Source organism: Caproiciproducens galactitolivorans (genome assembly GCF_004768785.1).
GTDB lineage: Bacteria > Bacillota > Clostridia > Oscillospirales > Acutalibacteraceae > Caproiciproducens > Caproiciproducens galactitolivorans.
In genome coordinates this window covers 38,424-57,038 of the sequence record NZ_SRMQ01000012.1, presented here as the reverse complement: position 1 = coordinate 57,038, position 18,615 = coordinate 38,424, and the positions used below count along the sequence as shown (strand labels likewise).

The 18,615-nt window shown below is 48.8% G+C and carries 16 protein-coding genes; 14 read left to right on the top strand and 2 right to left on the bottom strand.

Going from position 1 to position 18,615, the window contains the following annotated elements; translation table 11 throughout:
- From CAGA_RS10945 to CAGA_RS10880, 14 genes are all read left to right on the top strand, one after another.
- A partial coding sequence (locus CAGA_RS10945; protein WP_207669577.1) for a class II fructose-bisphosphate aldolase occupies positions 1 to 170 on the top strand: 170 nt, incomplete at its 5' end.
- Positions 171 to 438: 268 nt separating this feature from the next.
- Positions 439 to 2,514 (top strand): elongation factor G, encoded by a 2,076-nt coding sequence (locus tag CAGA_RS10940; protein ID WP_135660735.1) that lies wholly within the window; start codon positions 439 to 441, stop codon positions 2,512 to 2,514.
- Positions 2,515 to 2,604: 90 nt separating this feature from the next.
- A complete protein-coding gene (locus CAGA_RS10935; RefSeq protein ID WP_135660733.1) occupies positions 2,605 to 3,192 on the top strand; it encodes a DUF4830 domain-containing protein in 588 nt (195 codons plus the stop codon).
- A 147-nt stretch (positions 3,193 to 3,339) separates the two neighbouring features.
- Positions 3,340 to 4,053 carry a pseudouridine synthase gene (locus CAGA_RS10930; protein ID WP_135660731.1) on the top strand — a complete coding sequence of 238 codons (714 nt, stop codon included), beginning with the start codon at positions 3,340 to 3,342 and terminating at the stop codon, positions 4,051 to 4,053.
- A gap of 395 nt (positions 4,054 to 4,448) precedes the next feature.
- Positions 4,449 to 5,561, top strand: a complete 1,113-nt coding sequence (locus tag CAGA_RS10925; RefSeq protein ID WP_135660729.1) for an ABC transporter ATP-binding protein — start codon at positions 4,449 to 4,451, stop codon at positions 5,559 to 5,561.
- A 428-nt stretch (positions 5,562 to 5,989) separates the two neighbouring features.
- Positions 5,990 to 7,075 carry a PucR family transcriptional regulator gene (locus CAGA_RS10920; protein WP_135660726.1) on the top strand — a complete coding sequence of 362 codons (1,086 nt, stop codon included), beginning with the start codon at positions 5,990 to 5,992 and terminating at the stop codon, positions 7,073 to 7,075.
- Between the two features lie 322 nt (positions 7,076 to 7,397).
- Positions 7,398 to 8,090 (top strand): cell division ATP-binding protein FtsE, encoded by a 693-nt coding sequence (gene ftsE / locus CAGA_RS10915; protein ID WP_135660724.1) that lies wholly within the window; start codon positions 7,398 to 7,400, stop codon positions 8,088 to 8,090.
- Positions 8,080 to 8,994, top strand: coding sequence for a permease-like cell division protein FtsX (ftsX, locus tag CAGA_RS10910; RefSeq protein ID WP_135660722.1), 915 nt, complete (start codon positions 8,080 to 8,082; stop codon positions 8,992 to 8,994). The genes ftsE and ftsX overlap by 11 nt, the downstream gene beginning before the upstream one ends.
- Positions 8,984 to 10,198: a murein hydrolase activator EnvC family protein gene (locus CAGA_RS10905; RefSeq protein WP_207669576.1), complete on the top strand. Its 1,215-nt coding sequence runs from the start codon at positions 8,984 to 8,986 to the stop codon at positions 10,196 to 10,198. The genes ftsX and CAGA_RS10905 overlap by 11 nt, the downstream gene beginning before the upstream one ends.
- A 28-nt stretch (positions 10,199 to 10,226) precedes the next feature.
- A complete protein-coding gene (locus tag CAGA_RS10900) occupies positions 10,227 to 11,522 on the top strand; it encodes a S41 family peptidase (protein ID WP_135660720.1) in 1,296 nt (431 codons plus the stop codon).
- Between the two features lie 230 nt (positions 11,523 to 11,752).
- The gene (gene greA / locus CAGA_RS10895) at positions 11,753 to 12,238 is read left to right on the top strand and encodes a transcription elongation factor GreA (RefSeq protein ID WP_135660718.1); all 486 of its coding nucleotides are present in this window, start codon (positions 11,753 to 11,755) and stop codon (positions 12,236 to 12,238) included.
- A 131-nt stretch (positions 12,239 to 12,369) separates the two neighbouring features.
- Complete coding sequence (lysS, locus tag CAGA_RS10890; RefSeq protein ID WP_135660716.1) at positions 12,370 to 13,887, top strand: lysine--tRNA ligase; 1,518 nt, start codon at positions 12,370 to 12,372, stop codon at positions 13,885 to 13,887.
- Positions 13,888 to 14,152: 265 nt separating this feature from the next.
- Positions 14,153 to 15,544, top strand: a complete 1,392-nt coding sequence (locus CAGA_RS10885; protein ID WP_135660714.1) for a zinc-ribbon domain-containing protein — start codon at positions 14,153 to 14,155, stop codon at positions 15,542 to 15,544.
- The gene (locus tag CAGA_RS10880; RefSeq protein ID WP_029731069.1) at positions 15,541 to 15,720 is read left to right on the top strand and encodes a hypothetical protein; all 180 of its coding nucleotides are present in this window, start codon (positions 15,541 to 15,543) and stop codon (positions 15,718 to 15,720) included. Before CAGA_RS10885 ends, CAGA_RS10880 begins: the two co-directional genes overlap by 4 nt.
- Before the next feature lie 71 nt (positions 15,721 to 15,791).
- Here CAGA_RS10880 and CAGA_RS10875 read toward each other — a convergent pair whose 3' ends face one another.
- Together CAGA_RS10875 and tet(W) are read right to left on the bottom strand one after the other, a co-directional pair.
- Positions 15,792 to 16,559 (bottom strand): class I SAM-dependent methyltransferase, encoded by a 768-nt coding sequence (locus CAGA_RS10875; protein ID WP_002586626.1) that lies wholly within the window; start codon positions 16,557 to 16,559, stop codon positions 15,792 to 15,794.
- A 50-nt stretch (positions 16,560 to 16,609) separates the two neighbouring features.
- Positions 16,610 to 18,529, bottom strand: a complete 1,920-nt coding sequence (gene tet(W), locus CAGA_RS10870; protein WP_033126273.1) for a tetracycline resistance ribosomal protection protein Tet(W) — start codon at positions 18,527 to 18,529, stop codon at positions 16,610 to 16,612.
- Positions 18,530 to 18,615 lie beyond the last annotated feature (86 nt).

Below are 18,615 nucleotides of genomic sequence, written 5' to 3'. Positions count from 1 at the left end.
ATGTGGACTCCGATCTACGTCTCGCCATGACGGCCAGCATCCGCAAGTATATGGCGGAAAATCCGAGCCATTTTGACCCAAGGCAGTATCTCGCCCCCGCGCGCACAGCCATTAAAGATATGGTTGCGCATAAGATTACTGCAGTCCTCGGCTGCGCGGGAAAAGCTTAAAGATAGTTCGTTTCCATGCAAGAAGGTCCGCCCAATCGGGGCGGACCTTTTTGCGTTTATTCTGTGTTTTCGACAGTATCCGGGGGAAGCCCCCCGCTTTCCCCTTCCATTTTGCCGGTTAAAGAAAAGAATTTTTATTGAATAGAAATAAATTGGAATTTTTATAATTAAGCCATTGTATTCATTGTAAATATACGCTATAATTATCGTAAATTTGGTTGAGCAATTGTGTGGTTGTTACAATCAATTCCTGAAAGGAGTATCGATAATGAAACAGTATCAAGCAAAAAATATTCTAAATGTTGCAATTGCGGGGCATAGCGGAGCGGGGAAAACCAGCATTGCAGAAGCGATGCTGTACCTTTCCGGCGCAACCGATCGTTTTGGGAAGGTTGGGGAAGGAAGCACCGTTTGTGACTTCGATCCGGAAGAGATAAAGCGAAAAATTACTGTGTCAACCGCGGTGGCTCCTTTGGAATGGAAGAATCATAAAATTAACCTGATTGATGCTCCGGGCCTTTTCGATTTTGAAGGCGGCCTTTGCGAAGCTGTTCGCGCGGCGGATTCCGTGCTGATTGCGGTTTCCGGCAAGAACGGGGTTGCCGTGGGCACCGAAAAGGCAGTAGAGGCGGCGAATAAGCGCGGCCTGCCGAAAATTTTCTTTGTGAACGGCCTTTGCGATGAAAGCGCGCGTTTTTACAGGGTGTTCGAAGACCTGAAAGCAAGCTTCGGCCCTTCCGTCTGCCCGGTGGTTGTTCCGTACATTGAGGATGGCAAAGCGAACATATACATTAATATGCTGGAGTATAAAGCATACGATTACCAGAATGGCAAGCCTGTGGAGGTAAAAATGCCGGATATGGGAAACCGGCTTGAGGGTTTGCGCACCGCGATTTACGAGGCGGTCGCTGAAACAAGCGACGAGATGTTTGAAAAATACTTCTCGGGCGAGCAGTTTACGCCGGAGGAAGTGATTGTCGGCGTTAGCAAGGGCGTGAAATCCGGGGCGATCTGCCCGGTATTCTGCGGCGACGCCCTGCTGATGCGCGGTATGGAGCAGTTCCTGGACGGCCTTGTCTGGCTGGCGCCGTCCGCCGAGGAAAAGAGCGCGGAGATTGCCGCCGACACCGACGGCAACCCGGTTGAGCTTTCTGTGAACGAAAACGGCGCGACAGCCGCCATTGTTTTTAAGACGGTTGCGGATCCGTTTATCGGCAAGATGTCCTATTTGAAGGTGATTTCCGGCAAGGTTTCAACCGACACGCAATTGCTCAACATGCGTACCGGAAATATGGAGCGCGTCGGCAAGACGGTTATTCTGCACGGCAAAAAGCAGGAGGATACCTCGGCGATCGTTGCGGGCGACATCGGAGCGGTGCTGAAATTGCAGGGAACCAGTACGGGTGACACGCTCTGCGCGCCGGCCCGGAAGGTAACGCTGGACGGCATTGATTACCCGAACCCGACCCTTTCGATGGCGGTAATGCCCAAGAATAAGGGAGAAGAAGATAAGGTTGCGCAGGGAATCCTGCGCCTGGTGGATGAAGATCCCACCATCCGCTTTACAACCAATACCGAAACGCACCAGATGGTGATTTCCGGTTTGGGAGAGCAGCATCTGGATATCATCGTTTCGAAATTAAAGGGGAAATTCGGGGTGGACGTCACGCTGCAAAAACCGCGTGTGCCCTACCGCGAGACAATCCGCAAAAAGGTGCAGGTACAGGGGCGCTACAAGAAGCAAACCGGCGGCCACGGCCAGTTCGGCGATATCTGGGTGGAGTTTGAGCCCTGCGACAGCGAAGGGCTGGAATTTGCCGAGCGCATTGTCGGCGGCGCAGTACCGAAGAATTTTTTCCCGGCGGTTGAAAAGGGCCTGCGCGAGAGCATTATGAAAGGCCCGCTGGCGGGTTACCCCGTCGTAGGACTGCGCGCCACGCTGTACGACGGTTCCTACCATCCGGTGGATTCGTCGGAAATGTCGTTTAAAATGGCGGCAAACCTTGCCTATAAGGCGGGCATGCCGATTGCGAACCCCGTGCTGCTTGAGCCGATCGGCACCTTAAGGTGCACCGTGCCGGACGCGAACATGGGCGATATCCTCGGCGAAGTGAACAAGCGCCGCGGCCGCGTACTGGGGATGAACCCGACGGAGGACGGCAAGAAGCAGATTGTGGAAGCCGAAGTGCCGATGGCGGAAATGCATGATTTCTGTACCTATGTCCGCCAGGTAACGCAGGGCAGAGGTTCTTTTACCTTTGATTTCTGCCGCTATGAAGAAGCGCCGCAGCAGGTTGCCCAAAAGGTAATTGAAGAGGCGAAGGCTTCGGCGGAAGAAGAATAAAGAAACGAAGCAGCCTTCGGAAACGGAGGCTGCTTTTTTGCATTTTTGTCCCCTTTCACGCATATTTATCATTACAAGGGGGGCGTTAAAATGTTTGTATTATCAGTCAAAGCAGGCAGAAAAAAGCTTTTAATCGGTCTTGCGGTGGTTTTAATTGTCATAACCGGCGTCATGGTAATCTCCAAGATGCATGATTCGAAACCCGTAGCGACGGTGGGGGGGAAACAATATTCCCTGAAAGCGGCAACGAATGAGGATCGCATTTCTTTTCTAAAACAGTTTGGATGGAATGTAAACGCGGAGCCGATTGAGATGAAGGACGTGACAATCCCCGAAAAATTTAATAATGTGTACACCCAATACAACAAAATACAGAAGGAACAGGGGTTGGATCTTCTGCCTTACGCGGGAAAAACCTGCAGGCAGTGGGTATACGCGGTGACAAATTTTCCGCAGGTTCCCAATGTGCGCGCTACCATGCTGGTGTACAACAATATCGTTATCGGCGGGGATTTGAGCACAGTAGAGCTGGACGGCTTCATGACCGGCTTTAACGGCGTGCAGGAAAGTGCCGATTACGGCATGCGGAAAACAGTTTCCCCTCGCGAAAATCTGCCGTCTTCCGCTACGCCGACGGTATCTTCCGCGATTCCGGCAAACGCATGGCCAACGGACTGAACCGAATTCCAAGTTGACCGTTTCCCCCGGATCGCGTACAATAGGAACATAAAAAGGGTCGCTGGCGGCCTGTCGCGGGATGGACCGCCATTTTTCGAAAAATCGGGAAGCTTATAAAAGGAATACGGCAAAACAGGAAGTGAGTAAGTGAGCAGGGAACGGCTGGATAAAATTCTTGCCTTGCATGTGACGGACAGCCGCAAGGACGCGGGCGCGATGATACGGCGCGGCGAGATCGCAGTAAACGGAAAGGTTGTAAAAAAAGCGGATTTTAAGGTGGACACGCTGTTAGACGAAGTGACCATAAACGGGGAGCCCTTATCCATTAAGGAATTTGTCTATTTGATGATGAACAAGCCCTCCGGGGTGCTTTCCGCAGCGCGGGACGCGCGTGCGCAAACGGTGGTGGATCTTCTGCCGCCGGTGCTGAAAAGGAGGGGGCTTTTTCCGGCGGGCCGGCTTGACCGCGATACGGAAGGGCTGCTCATTATTACGGACGACGGCGCTTACGCGCACCGGATGCTTATGCCTAAAAGCAATGTGTACAAGCATTACGAGGCGGTTCTTGCCCGCCCGGTTACTGCGGACGACGTTGCGGCGTTTGAAAACGGCGTGGTGTTGAAGGACAGGGTATGCCTGCCCGCAAAGCTGGAAGTTTTGGAGGAGGGGGAGCATCCGCTGGTCAGGGTGAGAATCCACGAAGGGAAATTTCATCAGGTGAAGCGGATGTTTCTGGCGAGGAATAATGAGGTGTTGAAATTAAAGCGCGTGAAAATCGGGGCGCTTGTCCTGGACAACACGCTTAAGCCCGGCGAAGCACGCGAAATGAGCGTGGAAGAGGCCAATTCCGTTTTTTTATAGATTCATAAACTTGTATAAATTTTACCCCTTGTTTTTTGTCACCTATAAATTTTCAATAAACTTTAAGCAAAAAGTTTGGAGCAAAGCGAAAATTTAGCGTGATTCATTCGGTGCGCGGACTCTTTATATAAAGCTGAAACACAGTAAAAATCACGAAATATGTACGAAAAAAACGTTTTCTTTTTTACAAATTCATAATCTTGTATAAATTTCAATTCGGAAATTTGTAATTTATCAGATTTATATAAACAAGGAGAAAAAAGTTTGGGTAAAAAAGGTCTGTATTTCCCCAAGCGGTTCTGTTATCATTAACGCGTGGAAATTAAGCAAAGATTATTACCGGGCCCGGTAGCAGCTTTGTGTGTCAGGAACAGAGTAAGACTTGGAGGATGATTATGGCAAACGTAACCTTGAAAAATGTTTATAAAGTATATGACGGCGGAGTGACCGCGGTCAAGGATTTTAATTTGGAAATTGACGATAAAGAATTTATAATTCTGGTCGGCCCTTCCGGCTGTGGAAAATCCACAACGCTCCGCATGATTGCCGGCTTGGAAGAAATCAGCAAAGGCGAACTTTACATTGGCGATACCCTTGCGAATGACATAGCCCCGAAAGACCGCGATATCGCCATGGTGTTCCAGAACTATGCTCTTTACCCGCATATGACGGTATTTGATAATATGGCATTCGGCCTGAAGCTCCGCAAGGTTCCAAAGGATGAAATCAAGAGACGCGTGGAAGAGGCCGCAAAGATTTTGGATATATCCCATCTGCTCGACAGAAAACCGAAGGCTTTGTCCGGTGGCCAGCGCCAGCGTGTTGCGTTGGGACGCGCCATTGTCCGCAACCCGAAGGTTTTCCTTCTGGACGAACCGCTTTCCAACTTGGATGCGAAGCTGAGGGCACAGATGAGGACCGAAATTTCCAAGTTGCACAAAAAGCTTGGAACAACCTTCATTTATGTAACGCATGACCAGACAGAGGCCATGACCATGGGCGACCGCATTGTGGTTATGAAGGATGGCGTTGTTCAGCAGGTAGATACGCCGCAAAACCTTTATGATTTCCCGGTAAACGAATTTGTCGCGGGCTTCATGGGTTCGCCGCAGATGAACTTTATTGACGCGACGATTGAATCCAAAGACGACCAGTTCTTTCTTAAATTCGGCAAATACAGCATTGCCATTCCGCAGGAAAAAGACAAGGACGGCGTATTGAATGGCTATGTCGGCAAGGCGGTGGTGTTTGGCATCCGTCCGGAGGACGTTCATGATGAACCCGATTTCCTTGCGAAATCCACAGATGGCATTGTCGACGCGGATGTCGAGGTGACTGAGCTGATGGGCGCGGAAACCTATCTGTACCTTAATTGCGAAGGCAATAGCATTACGGCGCGCGTAGAACCGACTTCTACAGCGAAAACAGGGGACAACATTAAAATTGCATTTAATTTAAAGAAAATGCATTTGTTTGATAAGGAAACAGAACAGACTATCCTCAATTAAGTGAGAAAAGAAAAGGCTGTGCCGTTTGGCATGGCCTTTTTTGTTATATATCCGCAAATGCCCGCCTGTGCGGGGATCCGCAGCTTTTGCGGCGCCGCGCAGGAAGCCCTCCGGCTCCGGGTCGGCGGTTTGGTTAAACTGTCGGATTTTTCACGCTTTGCCGTTTTCGCTGCCTTTTTGATACCGAATCCCGGAAAACTAAGGTTTTTCGGGCATGATAAATTTTGGAAAAGTTCGTATTTCATTATAATATTCTATTTTATAATTAAATTAGCAAGGATTTGTGAAATAATGATTAAAAATTACCGTTCTCTTTGCTGATTCTTTATTTTCTGTTGAATATTAGTTGAAAAGTACAATTAATTTATGTAAAATGTATGTAGGTAGGAATCGTTATTTAGATAAGTTCGATAAAGAGAGGGAGAGCTATGTCCAATCGATTATTTCAGGGAGTCATTCATCAGATGCGCGATGCCATTGACCGCACAATCGGGGTGATTGATGAAACCTCGGTCATTATCGCCTGCAGCGAGCTGGGCAGGATCGGCGAGGTTAACGACAGCATTACTCCGGAAGTTCTGGCTACGCCCGGAACTTTTGTTGTTAATGGTTACACGTATAAGTCATTTGGCAGCCGCCCGCGCCCGGAATATGCCGTTTTTGTTTCTGGTAGCGACCCGGAGGCCGGACGTTACGCCTCCTTGCTCGCTGTTTCGTTGAGCAGTATTAAGCAGTACTATGACGAAAAGTACGACCGCAGCAATTTTATCAAAAATGTCATTCTCGATAACATTCTGCCCGGCGATATTTATTTGAAGGCGCGCGAGCTCCGGTTTAACTCGGATGTGAACCGCGTTTGTATGTTGATCAAAATAACCAGCAGGTCCGATGTGTCCGCTTATGACGTGGTTCAGAACCTTTTCCCGGACAAAAACAAGGATTTTATCATTAATATAAATGAAAACGATATTGCGCTGGTAAAGGAAATCCGTGCTGGCATTGAGCAGAAGGATTTGGAAAAGCTTGCAAGCTCCATCGTCGATACGCTTTCGAGCGAGTTTTACACCCACTGCGTTGTCGGCATAGGCACGATTGTTACCGGCATTAAAGATCTGGCGCGTTCCTTTAAGGAAGCACAGGTTGCTTTGGAAGTCGGTAAGGTGTTCGACACCGAGAGGTCGATTGTCAGCTACGACAACCTGGGCATTGCCCGCCTGATCTATCAGCTTCCGACCACGCTGTGCGATATGTTCCTGAAGGAAGTGTTTAAGCGCGGTTCTATTGAGTCGCTGGATCACGAGACTCTGTTCACCATTCAACGTTTCTTTGAAAACAACCTGAATGTTTCGGAAACGTCGCGTAAGCTTTTTGTTCACCGCAACACGCTGGTTTACCGTTTGGAGAAAATCAAAAAGATCACCGGTTTGGATCTTCGTGAATTTGAAGACGCCATCGTATTTAAGGTTGCCCTGATGGTTAAAAAGTATCTTTCTTCCAACCCTGTTAAATTCTAACAGAGAAATGAAGAAAAGTTAAAAGAATTACAGATTTATTACAAATTATTTCTTAAACGGAATAATAAATAAGAAACCCATTGGTATTATGTAAACATACCAATGGGTTTTGATTCGTATTCATCCTGTTGGTATTTATGTGTGAAGAAACAGGGGTTAATACTCCAAACAGACAGGGAAAAACAGGGAAAAAACAAGAAGAAATGATAATTGCCGTCCCGCGAAAAGTAATCGATCCGACTGCGGGAGGGGCAAGGGGAGAAGGGCTATCCGGTGTATAGGATCGAGCCGGAAGAATTCGATTTTTAATGGAGCGATTGCGTTGATAGAATTTCAAAATGTCAGTAAGATTTATTCAAACGGCACCCGGGCGCTCAAGGATGTCAGCTTGAAAGTGGACAAGGGCGAGTTTGTTTTTATTGTGGGTTCCTCCGGAGCGGGGAAGAGCACGTTCCTGAAACTGATTATGTGCGAGGAAAGGCCGAACAGCGGGGAAATTATCGTTAACGGGAGGGAGCTTTCCACCTTGAAAAAAAGGGAAGTCCCTTTTATCCGCCGCACGATGGGTATTGTATTCCAGGATTTCCGCCTGATTGATACGATGACGGTTTTTGAAAATGTGGCGTTTGCGATGCATATCGTTGGCGCTTCCAACAAGGAAATCCGCAAGCGCGTTCCGTACATTCTGGGGCTTGTGAATCTTCAGAACAAGGCGAAATGCCACCCGGCGGAGCTGTCCGGCGGCGAGCAGCAGCGCGTGGGGCTGGCAAGGGCTTTGGTCAACAACCCGAAGCTGATTATTGCGGACGAGCCCACCGGCAACATTGATCCGGCGCTTTCGTTTGAAATCGTGGATCTTCTCAATGAAATCAACCGCCGCGGCACCACCATCCTGATGGTAACGCACGAACATACACTAGTAAAGCATTTTCATAAGCGGGTCGTAGAAATCCACGACGGAACCATTGTGGCGGACACCGCCTCGCAGAAGGAGGAGGAGCGCCATGAAGATTAGAAGTCTTGGATACCTGTTCAAGGAAGGCGTCAAAAATATCTGGAGCAACCGCACAATGAGTATCGCCTCTGTCGGCGTTTTGGTATCGTGCTTACTGCTGACCGGTGCGGCTGTTGTTTTTTCTTATAATATTAACTCCGCGATGAAAACAATTGAGGGAAATAATTCGGTTCGTATCTATATGACGCAGGATCTTCCCACACTCTCCGCAATAAAGGTCGGGGAGGAAATCAAAAAGCTCGATAATATTAAGACCTGCGAATTTGTTCCGAAGGACGAAGCAATTCAGCAGTATATGAAAATTCTGGGTGACAAGAACGGTACCATGCTGCAGGGCATGACCGGAAAAGATAATCCGCTTCCGGATGCGTTTAAGGTTTCTTTTAAGGATTTGTCCAAGTATAAGGACACGGCGGCGCAGATTAAGAAAATACCGGGCGTTGCAACCATTAACGACTATTCCGATGTGGCGGCCAAGCTGACTAGGCTGGACAAGGTAGTTACCATGGCCGGATTTTGGATTATCCTTCTGCTCAGCCTGGTTTCGCTGTTTATTATTTCGAATACTATCCGCGTTACCATGTTTTCCCGCCGTGTGGAGATCAGCATTATGAAATCCGTCGGCGCGACGAACGGGTTCATACGCGTTCCGTTTATTGTGGAGGGTATTATCATCGGAATGTTGTCCGGTGCGCTTTCCAGTTTCCTTCTTTTTCTGATTTACGATAAAATGGTTGGTTCGATTACGTCCATTACGCTGTTCTCGCCGGTCGACATCAGCCCCATGGCCGGGAAGATTTTGTTGGCCTTTATGCTTGCAGGGACTCTGTTCGGCGCGGTTGGAGGCGTAATATCCATTAGTAAATACTTGAAAAAGGAAGGAGGAGAAATCGTTGGCTGGTAAAACATTCGCAAAATGTGCGGTAGCCCTTGTTTTAGCAATTACGGTTCTGCTTTCTCCTCAGGTCATGGTGCCCGCCTCGGCGGCGAAAAGCCTGAGCCAGTTGCAGAAGGAGCAGGCTACGCTGAAGAAAAAGCAGGCTGAGGTTGCCGCGAAATTAAAATCCTTGCGGGCGGACAAGGCGAATAAGGTTGCCTATAAACAGGCGCTGGACACACAGGTTGCAACCGTTCAGAGCCAGATCGACGTTTTAAACCAGCAGATTTCCGCGCTCGACTCGGATATCACCTCGAAGCAGAACCAGATTTCCGGAAAGCAGCAGGAGATCAATAAAAACTATGAGCTGTTAAAGCAAAGGCTCCGTGCTCTGTATTTGACCGGCGAAGCTTCGAATCTGGAGATCATCCTCAGCGCGAAGAATGTTGTCGATTTAGCGGATAAGACCGAAGCGATCAAGGCGATTACCATGCATGACACAAATCTTATCGATACGCTGAAATCGGACATGCAGAGCATTCAGGCGCAGAAGGCACAGATTGAGGAAAACCGCAAAAAGGTTGCAAGCGCAAAGGTTACGCTTGACCAGAAGCAGAGCGAACTCACTTCGCTTCAGCAGGAGACCAAGCAGGTGATTGCCGAAATTTCTGCAGATGAATCTTCCGCGCAGCAGCAAAGCGCGGAGCTTGCCGAAAAGCGCAGGAAGGCGGATGCTGCGATTGACCAGTGGTATAAGGAGTACTACGAACGCCAGAAGCAGAACAACGGCGGAGGCGGCGGAACGAGCGGAAGCGGCGGCTACACTAGCACGGGGAACTTTTGCTGGCCGGTTCCGGGCGTAAACACCGTAACCAGCGGATACGGTCCGCGTTGGGGTTCATTCCATAAGGGAATCGATATATCCGGTCCGGGGGTTTACGGACGGCCGATAGTTGCGGCGGATTCCGGCAGGGTAATGATGGCCGGATGGGGCAACTACGGTACAGGCTACGGCGGATACGGCAACGTTGTCGCAATTGACCACGGCGGCGGCTATTCAACGCTGTACGGCCATTGCAGCAGCGTGGCGGTTAGCACCGGACAGATTGTTACAAAGGGGCAGGTTATTGCGTACGTTGGAAATACAGGCGATTCGCAGGGCGCGCACTGCCACTTTGAAATCCGTGTAAACGGCGTGGCGAAAAATCCGCTGAACTGGTTCACAAAATGACGTTGAAAATAAGGAAGATTGAAACGATATGAGCAGAAAGCTGTCCTGGGGCGCGGCAGTCGCCCTTGTTGCCGTAACGGCTTCCATCACGGTGTCCCTTACCTATGTTTACGCTATGAAAAGCTTTAACTCCAAGGTAGCGGATATTAACGAGCGCCAGGCGATGTATACAAAGCTGAGCGAAATCGACCAGAAAACAAGGCAGGTTTACATCGGTTCGGTGAATGAAAAGGAACTGAACGACGGAATCTGCGCCGGGTATGTCGCTGGGCTGGGAAACGCGCAGGCGAAGTACCTTTCGGCGGAAAAGTATAAGGCATACCTGAACAGCAGTAGTGAAAAAAGCGTTGGTGTCGGTATTAAAACCGTACAGGACAAGGACGGCAATATGGAGGTTATTGAAGTAACCCCCGGTTCCCCTGCGGAAAAAAGTGGGATTAAGAAGGGCGATACCGTCGTCAGCGTGGACGACAAAGAGGTCATCCGCCTGACCTACGGCGATGCGCTCAATAAGCTCGACGGGGTTGTCGGTTCTAAGGTGAAGCTTGGGATCCTGCGGCCGCAGGAAAACGAGGGGCAGAAAGCGGAGACAAAGACCGAGTTGCTCAGCATTACCGTTACCCGCGCCGAATACGCCGAGCAGACGCTTATTTCTTCCATGATTAACGGCAACGTGGCTTACCTGAAAATTTCCGCGTTTACGGATTCCAACGCGGAACAGTTTAACAATATGCTGGCGGCGCGCATTAAAGAGGGCGCTTCCGGGATTGTAATTGATCTGCGGAGCAATTCCGGCGGAAGCATCCGCGGGATGGCGGAAATGCTCGATACCCTGTTGCCCGCCGGCAACACGGTAAGTTACAAAGACAAAGCCGGGAAAGTAACGGTGCAGTATACTTCAGGCCCCAATACGGTGAATCTGCCGATCAGCGTGATTGTGAACCGCAACACCTTCGGCGCGGCTGAAATTTTCGCGGCCGATATCAAGGATTATAAAAAAGGCCTTTTAGTCGGCGAAAAGACAGCCGGGCTCGGCACGAAGGATGAAGTCAAACCCCTTTCCGACGGCTCTGCCGTTATTCTTCCCGTTGCAAATTATTTGACGCTGAACGGGGAAGTATTCAACGGAAAAGGAATCGCCGTGGATATTCAAAAGGAGCTTACTTCCGATCAGGAGGCGCTCCTGGTCCGCAACCAGCTTAGGGCTGAACAGGATCCGCAGCTGCAGGCGGCGGTTTCCGCGCTGATCCGCCAGGGGGTAAGCGTGGAAAAAGCGCCGGGAACGGAAAGCAGCCCGGCAAGCAGCAAAGCCAAGGCGGGTTAAAATCGGCAAAGGATAGGTTCCGGGGATATGCATTTCGCATATCCCTCTTCTTTTTGAATACAATACCAGAGGCGGAGAAAAGGTGCCGGAAAGGAAAAAGTTTGCAGGCGAAAAACACGGTTCCCGTTCGGGATTTTATTGACAGAACGGTACGGTGTCACTATAATGTAAGTATTATTATCGAAAGGGTAAAATGCAGTCTACTGTATTGAAAAAGGTGGTATTCTACTATGGTAAAACAGGTGGTTTTAACGAGGGAAGGCTTGGAAAAGCTGGAAAAAGAGCTAGAGGACCTGAAAAGCGTTAAGCGTAAAGAAGTGGCGGAAAAAATTAAAGTGGCCCTCTCCTTCGGCGATTTGTCTGAAAATAGTGAGTATGACGAAGCCAAAAACGAGCAGGCGATTGTCGAGGCCCGCATTGCGGACATTGAAGTCATGCTTAAAAATGTAAAAGTTATCGACGAGGACGAGCTCAGCAACGAGAATATCCACATCGGCTCCAAAGTGGAGGTTCGGGTTACAAATCCCACAACCGGCAAGAGCAATGTTGCCAACTATAAAATTGTCGGTTCCAATGAAGCGGACCCGCTCAACGGGAGCATTTCGGACGAATCCCTTGTTGGAAAATCCCTTCTGAACCACAAAATCGGCGACAAGATTCAGATTGAAGTACCTGCCGGCTTGATGGAATACGAGGTTCTTGCCATATCCAAATAAGCTTTTGGGGGCGGGAGTGATGTTTTCACCCTGCCCCTTTTTTCCAATAAAGTGTGAAGCGCATATGGCTTCCTTTCTGGAACAGGATGCTTAAAGACAGCGAAAATGAGATTGATATAGGAGAGTTACAAATGAGCGAAAATATCATCGAGGAAAACGGTACACAGTCCGCACAGGACCTTAGTGAGCTGCTGCAAATCCGCAGGGACAAGCTGAGTACGCTGCAAAAGGCGGGCAAGGATCCGTTTGCGATCACAACCTGCCCCCGTGACATTACCGCGAAGGAAATCCACCAGCTTTTCGATGAGCTGGAAAACAGCGATGTCTGCATCGCCGGGCGTATGATGAGCTGGCGCGACATGGGCAAGGCCAGCTTCATGGATATTCACGATCGCAGCGGCCGGATTCAGGTTTATTTGAAAATCGACCAGGTGGGCGAAGAAAGCTATAACGAAATGAAAAACTGCTGGGATGTCGGCGATATCATCAGCGTAAAGGGCTATGTGTTCAAGACCCGCAGGGGTGAAATTTCCGTCCATGCAAAGGAAATCAAGCTGCTGGCGAAATCGCTTCTCCCCATGCCGGAAAAGTTCCACGGCCTGAAGGATACCGATTTGCGCTACCGCCAGCGCTACATTGACCTGATTGTCAACCCGGAGGTTAAGGATACCTTTATCAAGCGCAGCGAGATTATCCGCACCATCCGTGCTTTCCTCGACGCGCAATCCTATATTGAAGTGGAAACCCCTGTGCTGAACACCCTGGCGGGCGGTGCCGCCGCAAGACCGTTCATTACGCACCACAATACGCTGAATATTGACATGTACCTGCGTATCGCGACGGAGCTTCACTTAAAGAGGCTGATTGTTGGTGGGATGGAACGCGTTTACGAAATCGGGCGTATTTTCCGCAACGAGGGAATGGATGTCAAGCATAATCCGGAATTCACTACGATCGAGCTATACGAAGCGTATACGGATTACCGCGGGATGATGGAGCGTACGGAAAACATGATTCACGAGTGCGCGATGAAGGTCTGTGGAACCGATCAGATTACGTATCAGGGCGAGGAAATTGATCTTTCCCTGCCGTTTAAGCGCCTGAGCATGAACGACGCGATTAAGGAGTACACAGGAATCGACTTTCTCTCCTTCAAGGGCGACACCGAAAAGGCAATGGAAATTGCGAAGAGCCTCCACCTTGAAACAAAGAGCACCGATACGTGGGGCAATATCATGGCGCTGGTCTTTGAGGAAAAGGTAGAGGAGCATCTTGTACAGCCGACCTTTATTTTCGATTACCCGGTGGAGGTTTCCCCGCTTACCAAGCGCAAGCGGGACTGCCCCGAGCTGGTTGAGCGGTTCGAGCTGTTTTGCACGCGCTGCGAGCTTGCAAATGCGTATTCCGAGCTGAACGACCCGATCGATCAGCGCGAGCGCTTTATGCACCAGATGAAGCTTCGTGCTGCGGGCGACGAAGAGGCCAACGTGATCGACGAGGACTTCCTGACCGCGCTGGAATACGGTATGCCGCCGACCGGCGGTATGGGCATGGGCATTGACCGCCTTGTCATGCTGCTGACCGATAGTGCGTCTATCCGCGACGTTCTGCTGTTCCCGACAATGAAGTCCTTACCGAACGACAAGTAAGAAAAACCCAGTGTTTATGCGGGTTTCGGGACTTTCAAAATCAAATAAATTTACCTCTTTACACCAAATTTACACCAATCGGTGCTAAAAACGGTGCAGAGACTAAAAAATCGCATAATTTTAAGTTTCACACAGCTCCTGAGAAGTTACTGCTTCTCAGGAGCTTCTTTCATTTCTCATAGTTTTCGGACTACATCGCAAACTACACCAATCCTGTTTTTCTCAATATAATGAGGATAATCACAGAGGAAGGGGTGGTTATACTATGAGCAACAGTTTAGCAAGCGTTCACCCGGAGCTAATTTCTGAATGGTCAGAGAAGAACTTACCGCTAACGCCGGATAAGATAACCTTCGGTTCAAATAAAAGAGTGTGGTGGATAGGTGCTTGCGGACACGAGTGGGAAACGAGCGTCAAAGCTCGTTCAAAGGGCGAGAAATGCCCGATATGCTCAGGAGCGAGAGTAATAGAGGGTATCAATGATTTAGCCACATTGAAGCCCCTGTTGGCTCAGGAGTGGTCTAAAAAGAACAAATTAAAGCCTACCGAGGTATCTGTCGCTTCTCATAAGAAGATTATTTGGAAATGTAAACACGGACACGAATGGGAAGCAAGCGTTAAAAGCAGAACGATAAACGGTACAGGCTGTCCATACTGCTCACACAATAAAGTCCTTGCCGGATTCAATGACCTTGCTTCACAGTATCCCGATATTGCTGCTGAATGGTCTGACAGAAATCTTCCGTTGCTGCCTACAATGGTAACAGCCTTTGCAAACAGTAAGGCTTGGTGGAAATGCAGAGATTGCGGAAACGAGTGGTACACTCTTATTTCAACCCGTGCCGGTGGGAGTAGATGTCCGTATTGTAGTGGATATACATTGCTCAAAGGATTTAATGACTTGGCGACTACGCACCCTGACATTGCGGCTGAGTGGTCAGAAAGAAATTATCCCCTAATGCCTGATGAGGTAAACGCAAAATCAAGACACAATGTTTGGTGGAAGTGTAAGACCTGTGGCAATGAGTGGAAGTCCGTTATCAATGCTCGTGTAAAAGGAACAGTATGCCCGGTTTGTGCGGACAGGACAGTTCTTGCAGGATACAATGATTTAGCCACAACGGACAGGAAACTGCTTGCTGAATGGGATTACGAAAAAAACTCTCTGCTCCCGACACAAGTGTCAAGAAGGTCGATGAAAAGAGTGTGGTGGAAATGTTCACTGGGACACTCTTGGAAAGCAAAAATCAGCGATAGAACAATTATCGGAGAAAAATGCACCGTATGCGAAAGCGAATATCGATCCGTGTTCCCCGGCTTGGCTGTCGCCTATTACGCCAATCAAAAAGGACTAAAGGTACAGCTCGGTTCAGATAAACTATTGGGAATACCTCTTGAAACATACATTCCGTCAGAAAAGCTGGCGATAGAATTTACGAACGGCTCAGAACATATGGAGGTTCTCAAAAGCCACTTATGCAAGCAACGAAATATAAAACTCGTAAAACTCCCTTTTAAGACAACCGAAACGGAAGCGGAGTATGCCGACAGAGTAAAAGCAGTTTTCAAAAGCGTACATATCTTTATTTATTCTGATGTCGAAGCAGATGTTTCGGTAATCAGAGCAAAATTCAATGAATGGAGGAAGCGACTGTGAGAGAAGAAAAGTTCCATATCTATCTTAATGATGACGAATATAGCAGAGTAATACAAACACTTATCCGCTTAAAGAACAGTCTGATTTCACAAGGCAGATACACCGACGGAGTTGACGATGTTCTCTGCAAGGTGCTTTCAACCAAGAAAAGAAAGCTCAAAATCAAATATATCTGAATACGAAAAGAGACCGCCTACACGATGTAAGCGGTCTTTGCTAATTTAGAGTAAGTTCGACAAATTGGAATTTATTTTAAGCTATCACGTTTTACCTTCTTAAGCCTTACTATCATTACCATAGGAATTTCTTTGTTGGTTTTAAAACATTCTTCATAAAATCCATCAATGACAAATCCAGCTCTAAAACAAAGGTTAAAAATATCTTGTATGGAACGATGATAATAAATCTGCTCTTTCGGTTGCCCTTCAATCGCTATATCATAGTAACTGTGCGGTGTCATATATTTTTCAGTCAACGTGACAAAACAAGGGTGTTGCGTTGCAAAGACAAAAATTCCGCTTTCCTGCAACAGTTCATAAACAGCCATAAGAAGTGGTTCAATATCCGTAATATCCATAATTGCCATATTAGAAACTGCTTTCGTAAAGGCTCGATTTCTTTTTAATTCTAATATACTTTTTCTATCGGTCGCATCCGCCACACAAAATTCAATTTGTTTTGCATATTGTGATTGCCGTCTTTTAGCCAATTCTATCATTTTTTTGCTGTAATCAAAAGCGACAACCGAAGCGCCTCTTTGTGCAAGATACGAAGAATAATTTCCATTGCCACACGCAATATCCAAAATGTAATCCGCAGGATTAGGAGATAGAAGTTCCGTTACTTTGGGACGCACTACCTCTCTGTGAAATTCATTAGATTCGTCACCCATTGCATTATCCCAAAATTGTGCGTTCTCCTCCCAGATTTTTTTACTTTCCTCTGTTCCCATGTTCTCTCCCACTCCCCAAATTTGCTTTTTTGCTTCCATTAAATCTTCCTTACTATATTCCATTGTTACCCTCCATAACTTCTGATTGTTGCCGTCTTGACGATTATGTATCTTTACATTACCTTCTGAAACATATGGCGCACCTTGTCCAGGCGGCTGTTTGGACGGCGGGGCTGGATGACCGGCTGACCGACAGCGGCCTGATATCCTTTCAGCTCTGTAAGGCATACGCTCCGCCCGTTGGTGTAAAAGGCCAGATCAGTACGGTATGCCTGTATACAGCGGGCGGGAATCTCGCCAGTAAAGACAACTTCATCCTTTTTTACCTGGGCCGTTTCGATGGTGGCACAGTATTTCGGTGCATCATGATAAGCCCTGGAAAGGTATTCCTGGGGCGCATAGAGGATGAAGGAGAGATAAGGTTCCAGCAGCTGCGTCCCCGATTCCTTCAATGCCTGTTCCAATACAATCGGGGCCAATGAGCGGAAGTCCGCCGGCGTGCTGACCGGACTGTAATAAAGCCCGTATTCAAAGCAAATCTTACAGTCCGTTACGTTCCAGCCGAACAAGCCCTGCTCCAGCCCGTAACGGATACCATCCCTGACAGCGTTTTGAAAACTCTGGTTCAAGTATCCCAGCGAAACCCGGCTCTCGTATTGTACACCGGAGCCAAGCGGGAGTGGTGTAACAGACAGTCCGATGGATGCCCAAAACGGGTTGGGCGGCACCTCGATATGGATGGTGTGGCTGGCTGCTTTGAGCGGCCGCTCCATATAAATGACGGTGGGTTCCTTTACCACTGTTTCAAGCTTGTATTTTTCCGACAGCAAAGCGGAAACAACCTCCAACTGCACCCGGCCCAAAAAAGAAAGAATGATCTCATGGGTGATGGAATCCACCTCGCAGCGCAAAAGCGGGTCAGTATCCGCAAGTTGCGTAAGAGCGTCCAGCAGCCGTTCTCTTTGCGCTGCCGTTTTCGGCGCAATCGACGTCCGCAGCATGGGGAGGGGGTCCTCACGCCACCTTTTACGAGGGAGCCGGGTTGGGTCCCCTAATACATCGTTTAACCTCACGCTGTCGCTGGGAAGGATAACAATTTCACCCGGATAAGCGGTGTCTGTCCGAACAATTTCCCCTTTGGATGGAATACGCATCTCTGTGATTTTCAGCTTTTCTCTCCCGGCCAGGGCCACCGTATCCCGCAGGCGCAGCGTTCCGCTGTATAGCCGTAGATAGACACGCCGCTGGCCGCAATCTGTATACTCCACCTTGAAAACGCTGCCGCATAGGGCGGCGCTCCCCTGTTCCCCAATCGGTTGGAACAGCCCTGTCACCGCATCCATCAACGGTTGAATGCCAAGGCCCTTTTTGGCGCTGCCATAATAGACCGGGAACAGGGAGGCGTCTTGAACCCGCCGCTGTTCCTCCCGCACAAGTTTTTCCCGGCTGATTGGTTCTCCTGCGATATACTTTTCCAATAATTTATCGTTATTTTCGATGACCGCATCCCATGCTTCTATGTCGGTATTTTCCTCCAGGACTATTTCCGGGGACAGCGACACCGTCTGCTTGATGATAATATCGGCGGAGAGCTTATCCCGAACAGACTGAACCACGCTCTGCAAATCAACGCCAGCCTGGTCGATCTTGTTGATAAAGATAACGGTGGGAATGTTCATTTTCCGCAGGGCATGGAACAGAATACGGGTCTGGGCCTGCACGCCATCTTTAGCGGAGATCACCAAGATGGCCCCATCTAAAACAGCCAAAGAGCGGTACACCTCCGCCAAAAAATCCATGTGGCCGGGCGTATCCACAATGTTGACTTTACATCTGTGCCACTGGAAGGAAGTGACTGCCGCTTGAATGGTAATCCCACGCTGCCGCTCCAAAAACATGGTGTCCGTCCTCGTTGTCCCTTTTTCGACGCTCCCCGGTTCTGAAATGGCTCCGCTGGCATATAGCAGGCTCTCCGTCAAGGTCGTCTTTCCAGCGTCTACATGGGCAAGAATTCCAATATTGATTATTTTCATGTGATTGTCCTCCCTTTACTGCCCCGAAGGGCATAAAAATCCCCAGCAGTAAAATACTTTTACCACTGGGGATGATAATTTGCGGA

Coding starts and splice junctions, on each gene's coding strand:
- CAGA_RS10940 (WP_135660735.1), top strand. CDS start 439: ATGAAACAGTATCAAGCAAAAAATATTCTAAATGTTGCAATTGCGGGG.
- CAGA_RS10935 (WP_135660733.1), top strand. CDS start 2,605: ATGTTTGTATTATCAGTCAAAGCAGGCAGAAAAAAGCTTTTAATCGGT.
- CAGA_RS10925 (WP_135660729.1), top strand. CDS start 4,449: ATGGCAAACGTAACCTTGAAAAATGTTTATAAAGTATATGACGGCGGA.
- CAGA_RS10920 (WP_135660726.1), top strand. CDS start 5,990: ATGTCCAATCGATTATTTCAGGGAGTCATTCATCAGATGCGCGATGCC.
- ftsX (WP_135660722.1), top strand. CDS start 8,080: ATGAAGATTAGAAGTCTTGGATACCTGTTCAAGGAAGGCGTCAAAAAT.
- CAGA_RS10900 (WP_135660720.1), top strand. CDS start 10,227: ATGAGCAGAAAGCTGTCCTGGGGCGCGGCAGTCGCCCTTGTTGCCGTA.
- greA (WP_135660718.1), top strand. CDS start 11,753: ATGGTAAAACAGGTGGTTTTAACGAGGGAAGGCTTGGAAAAGCTGGAA.
- lysS (WP_135660716.1), top strand. CDS start 12,370: ATGAGCGAAAATATCATCGAGGAAAACGGTACACAGTCCGCACAGGAC.
- CAGA_RS10885 (WP_135660714.1), top strand. CDS start 14,153: ATGAGCAACAGTTTAGCAAGCGTTCACCCGGAGCTAATTTCTGAATGG.
- CAGA_RS10875 (WP_002586626.1), bottom strand. CDS start 16,559: ATGGAATATAGTAAGGAAGATTTAATGGAAGCAAAAAAGCAAATTTGG.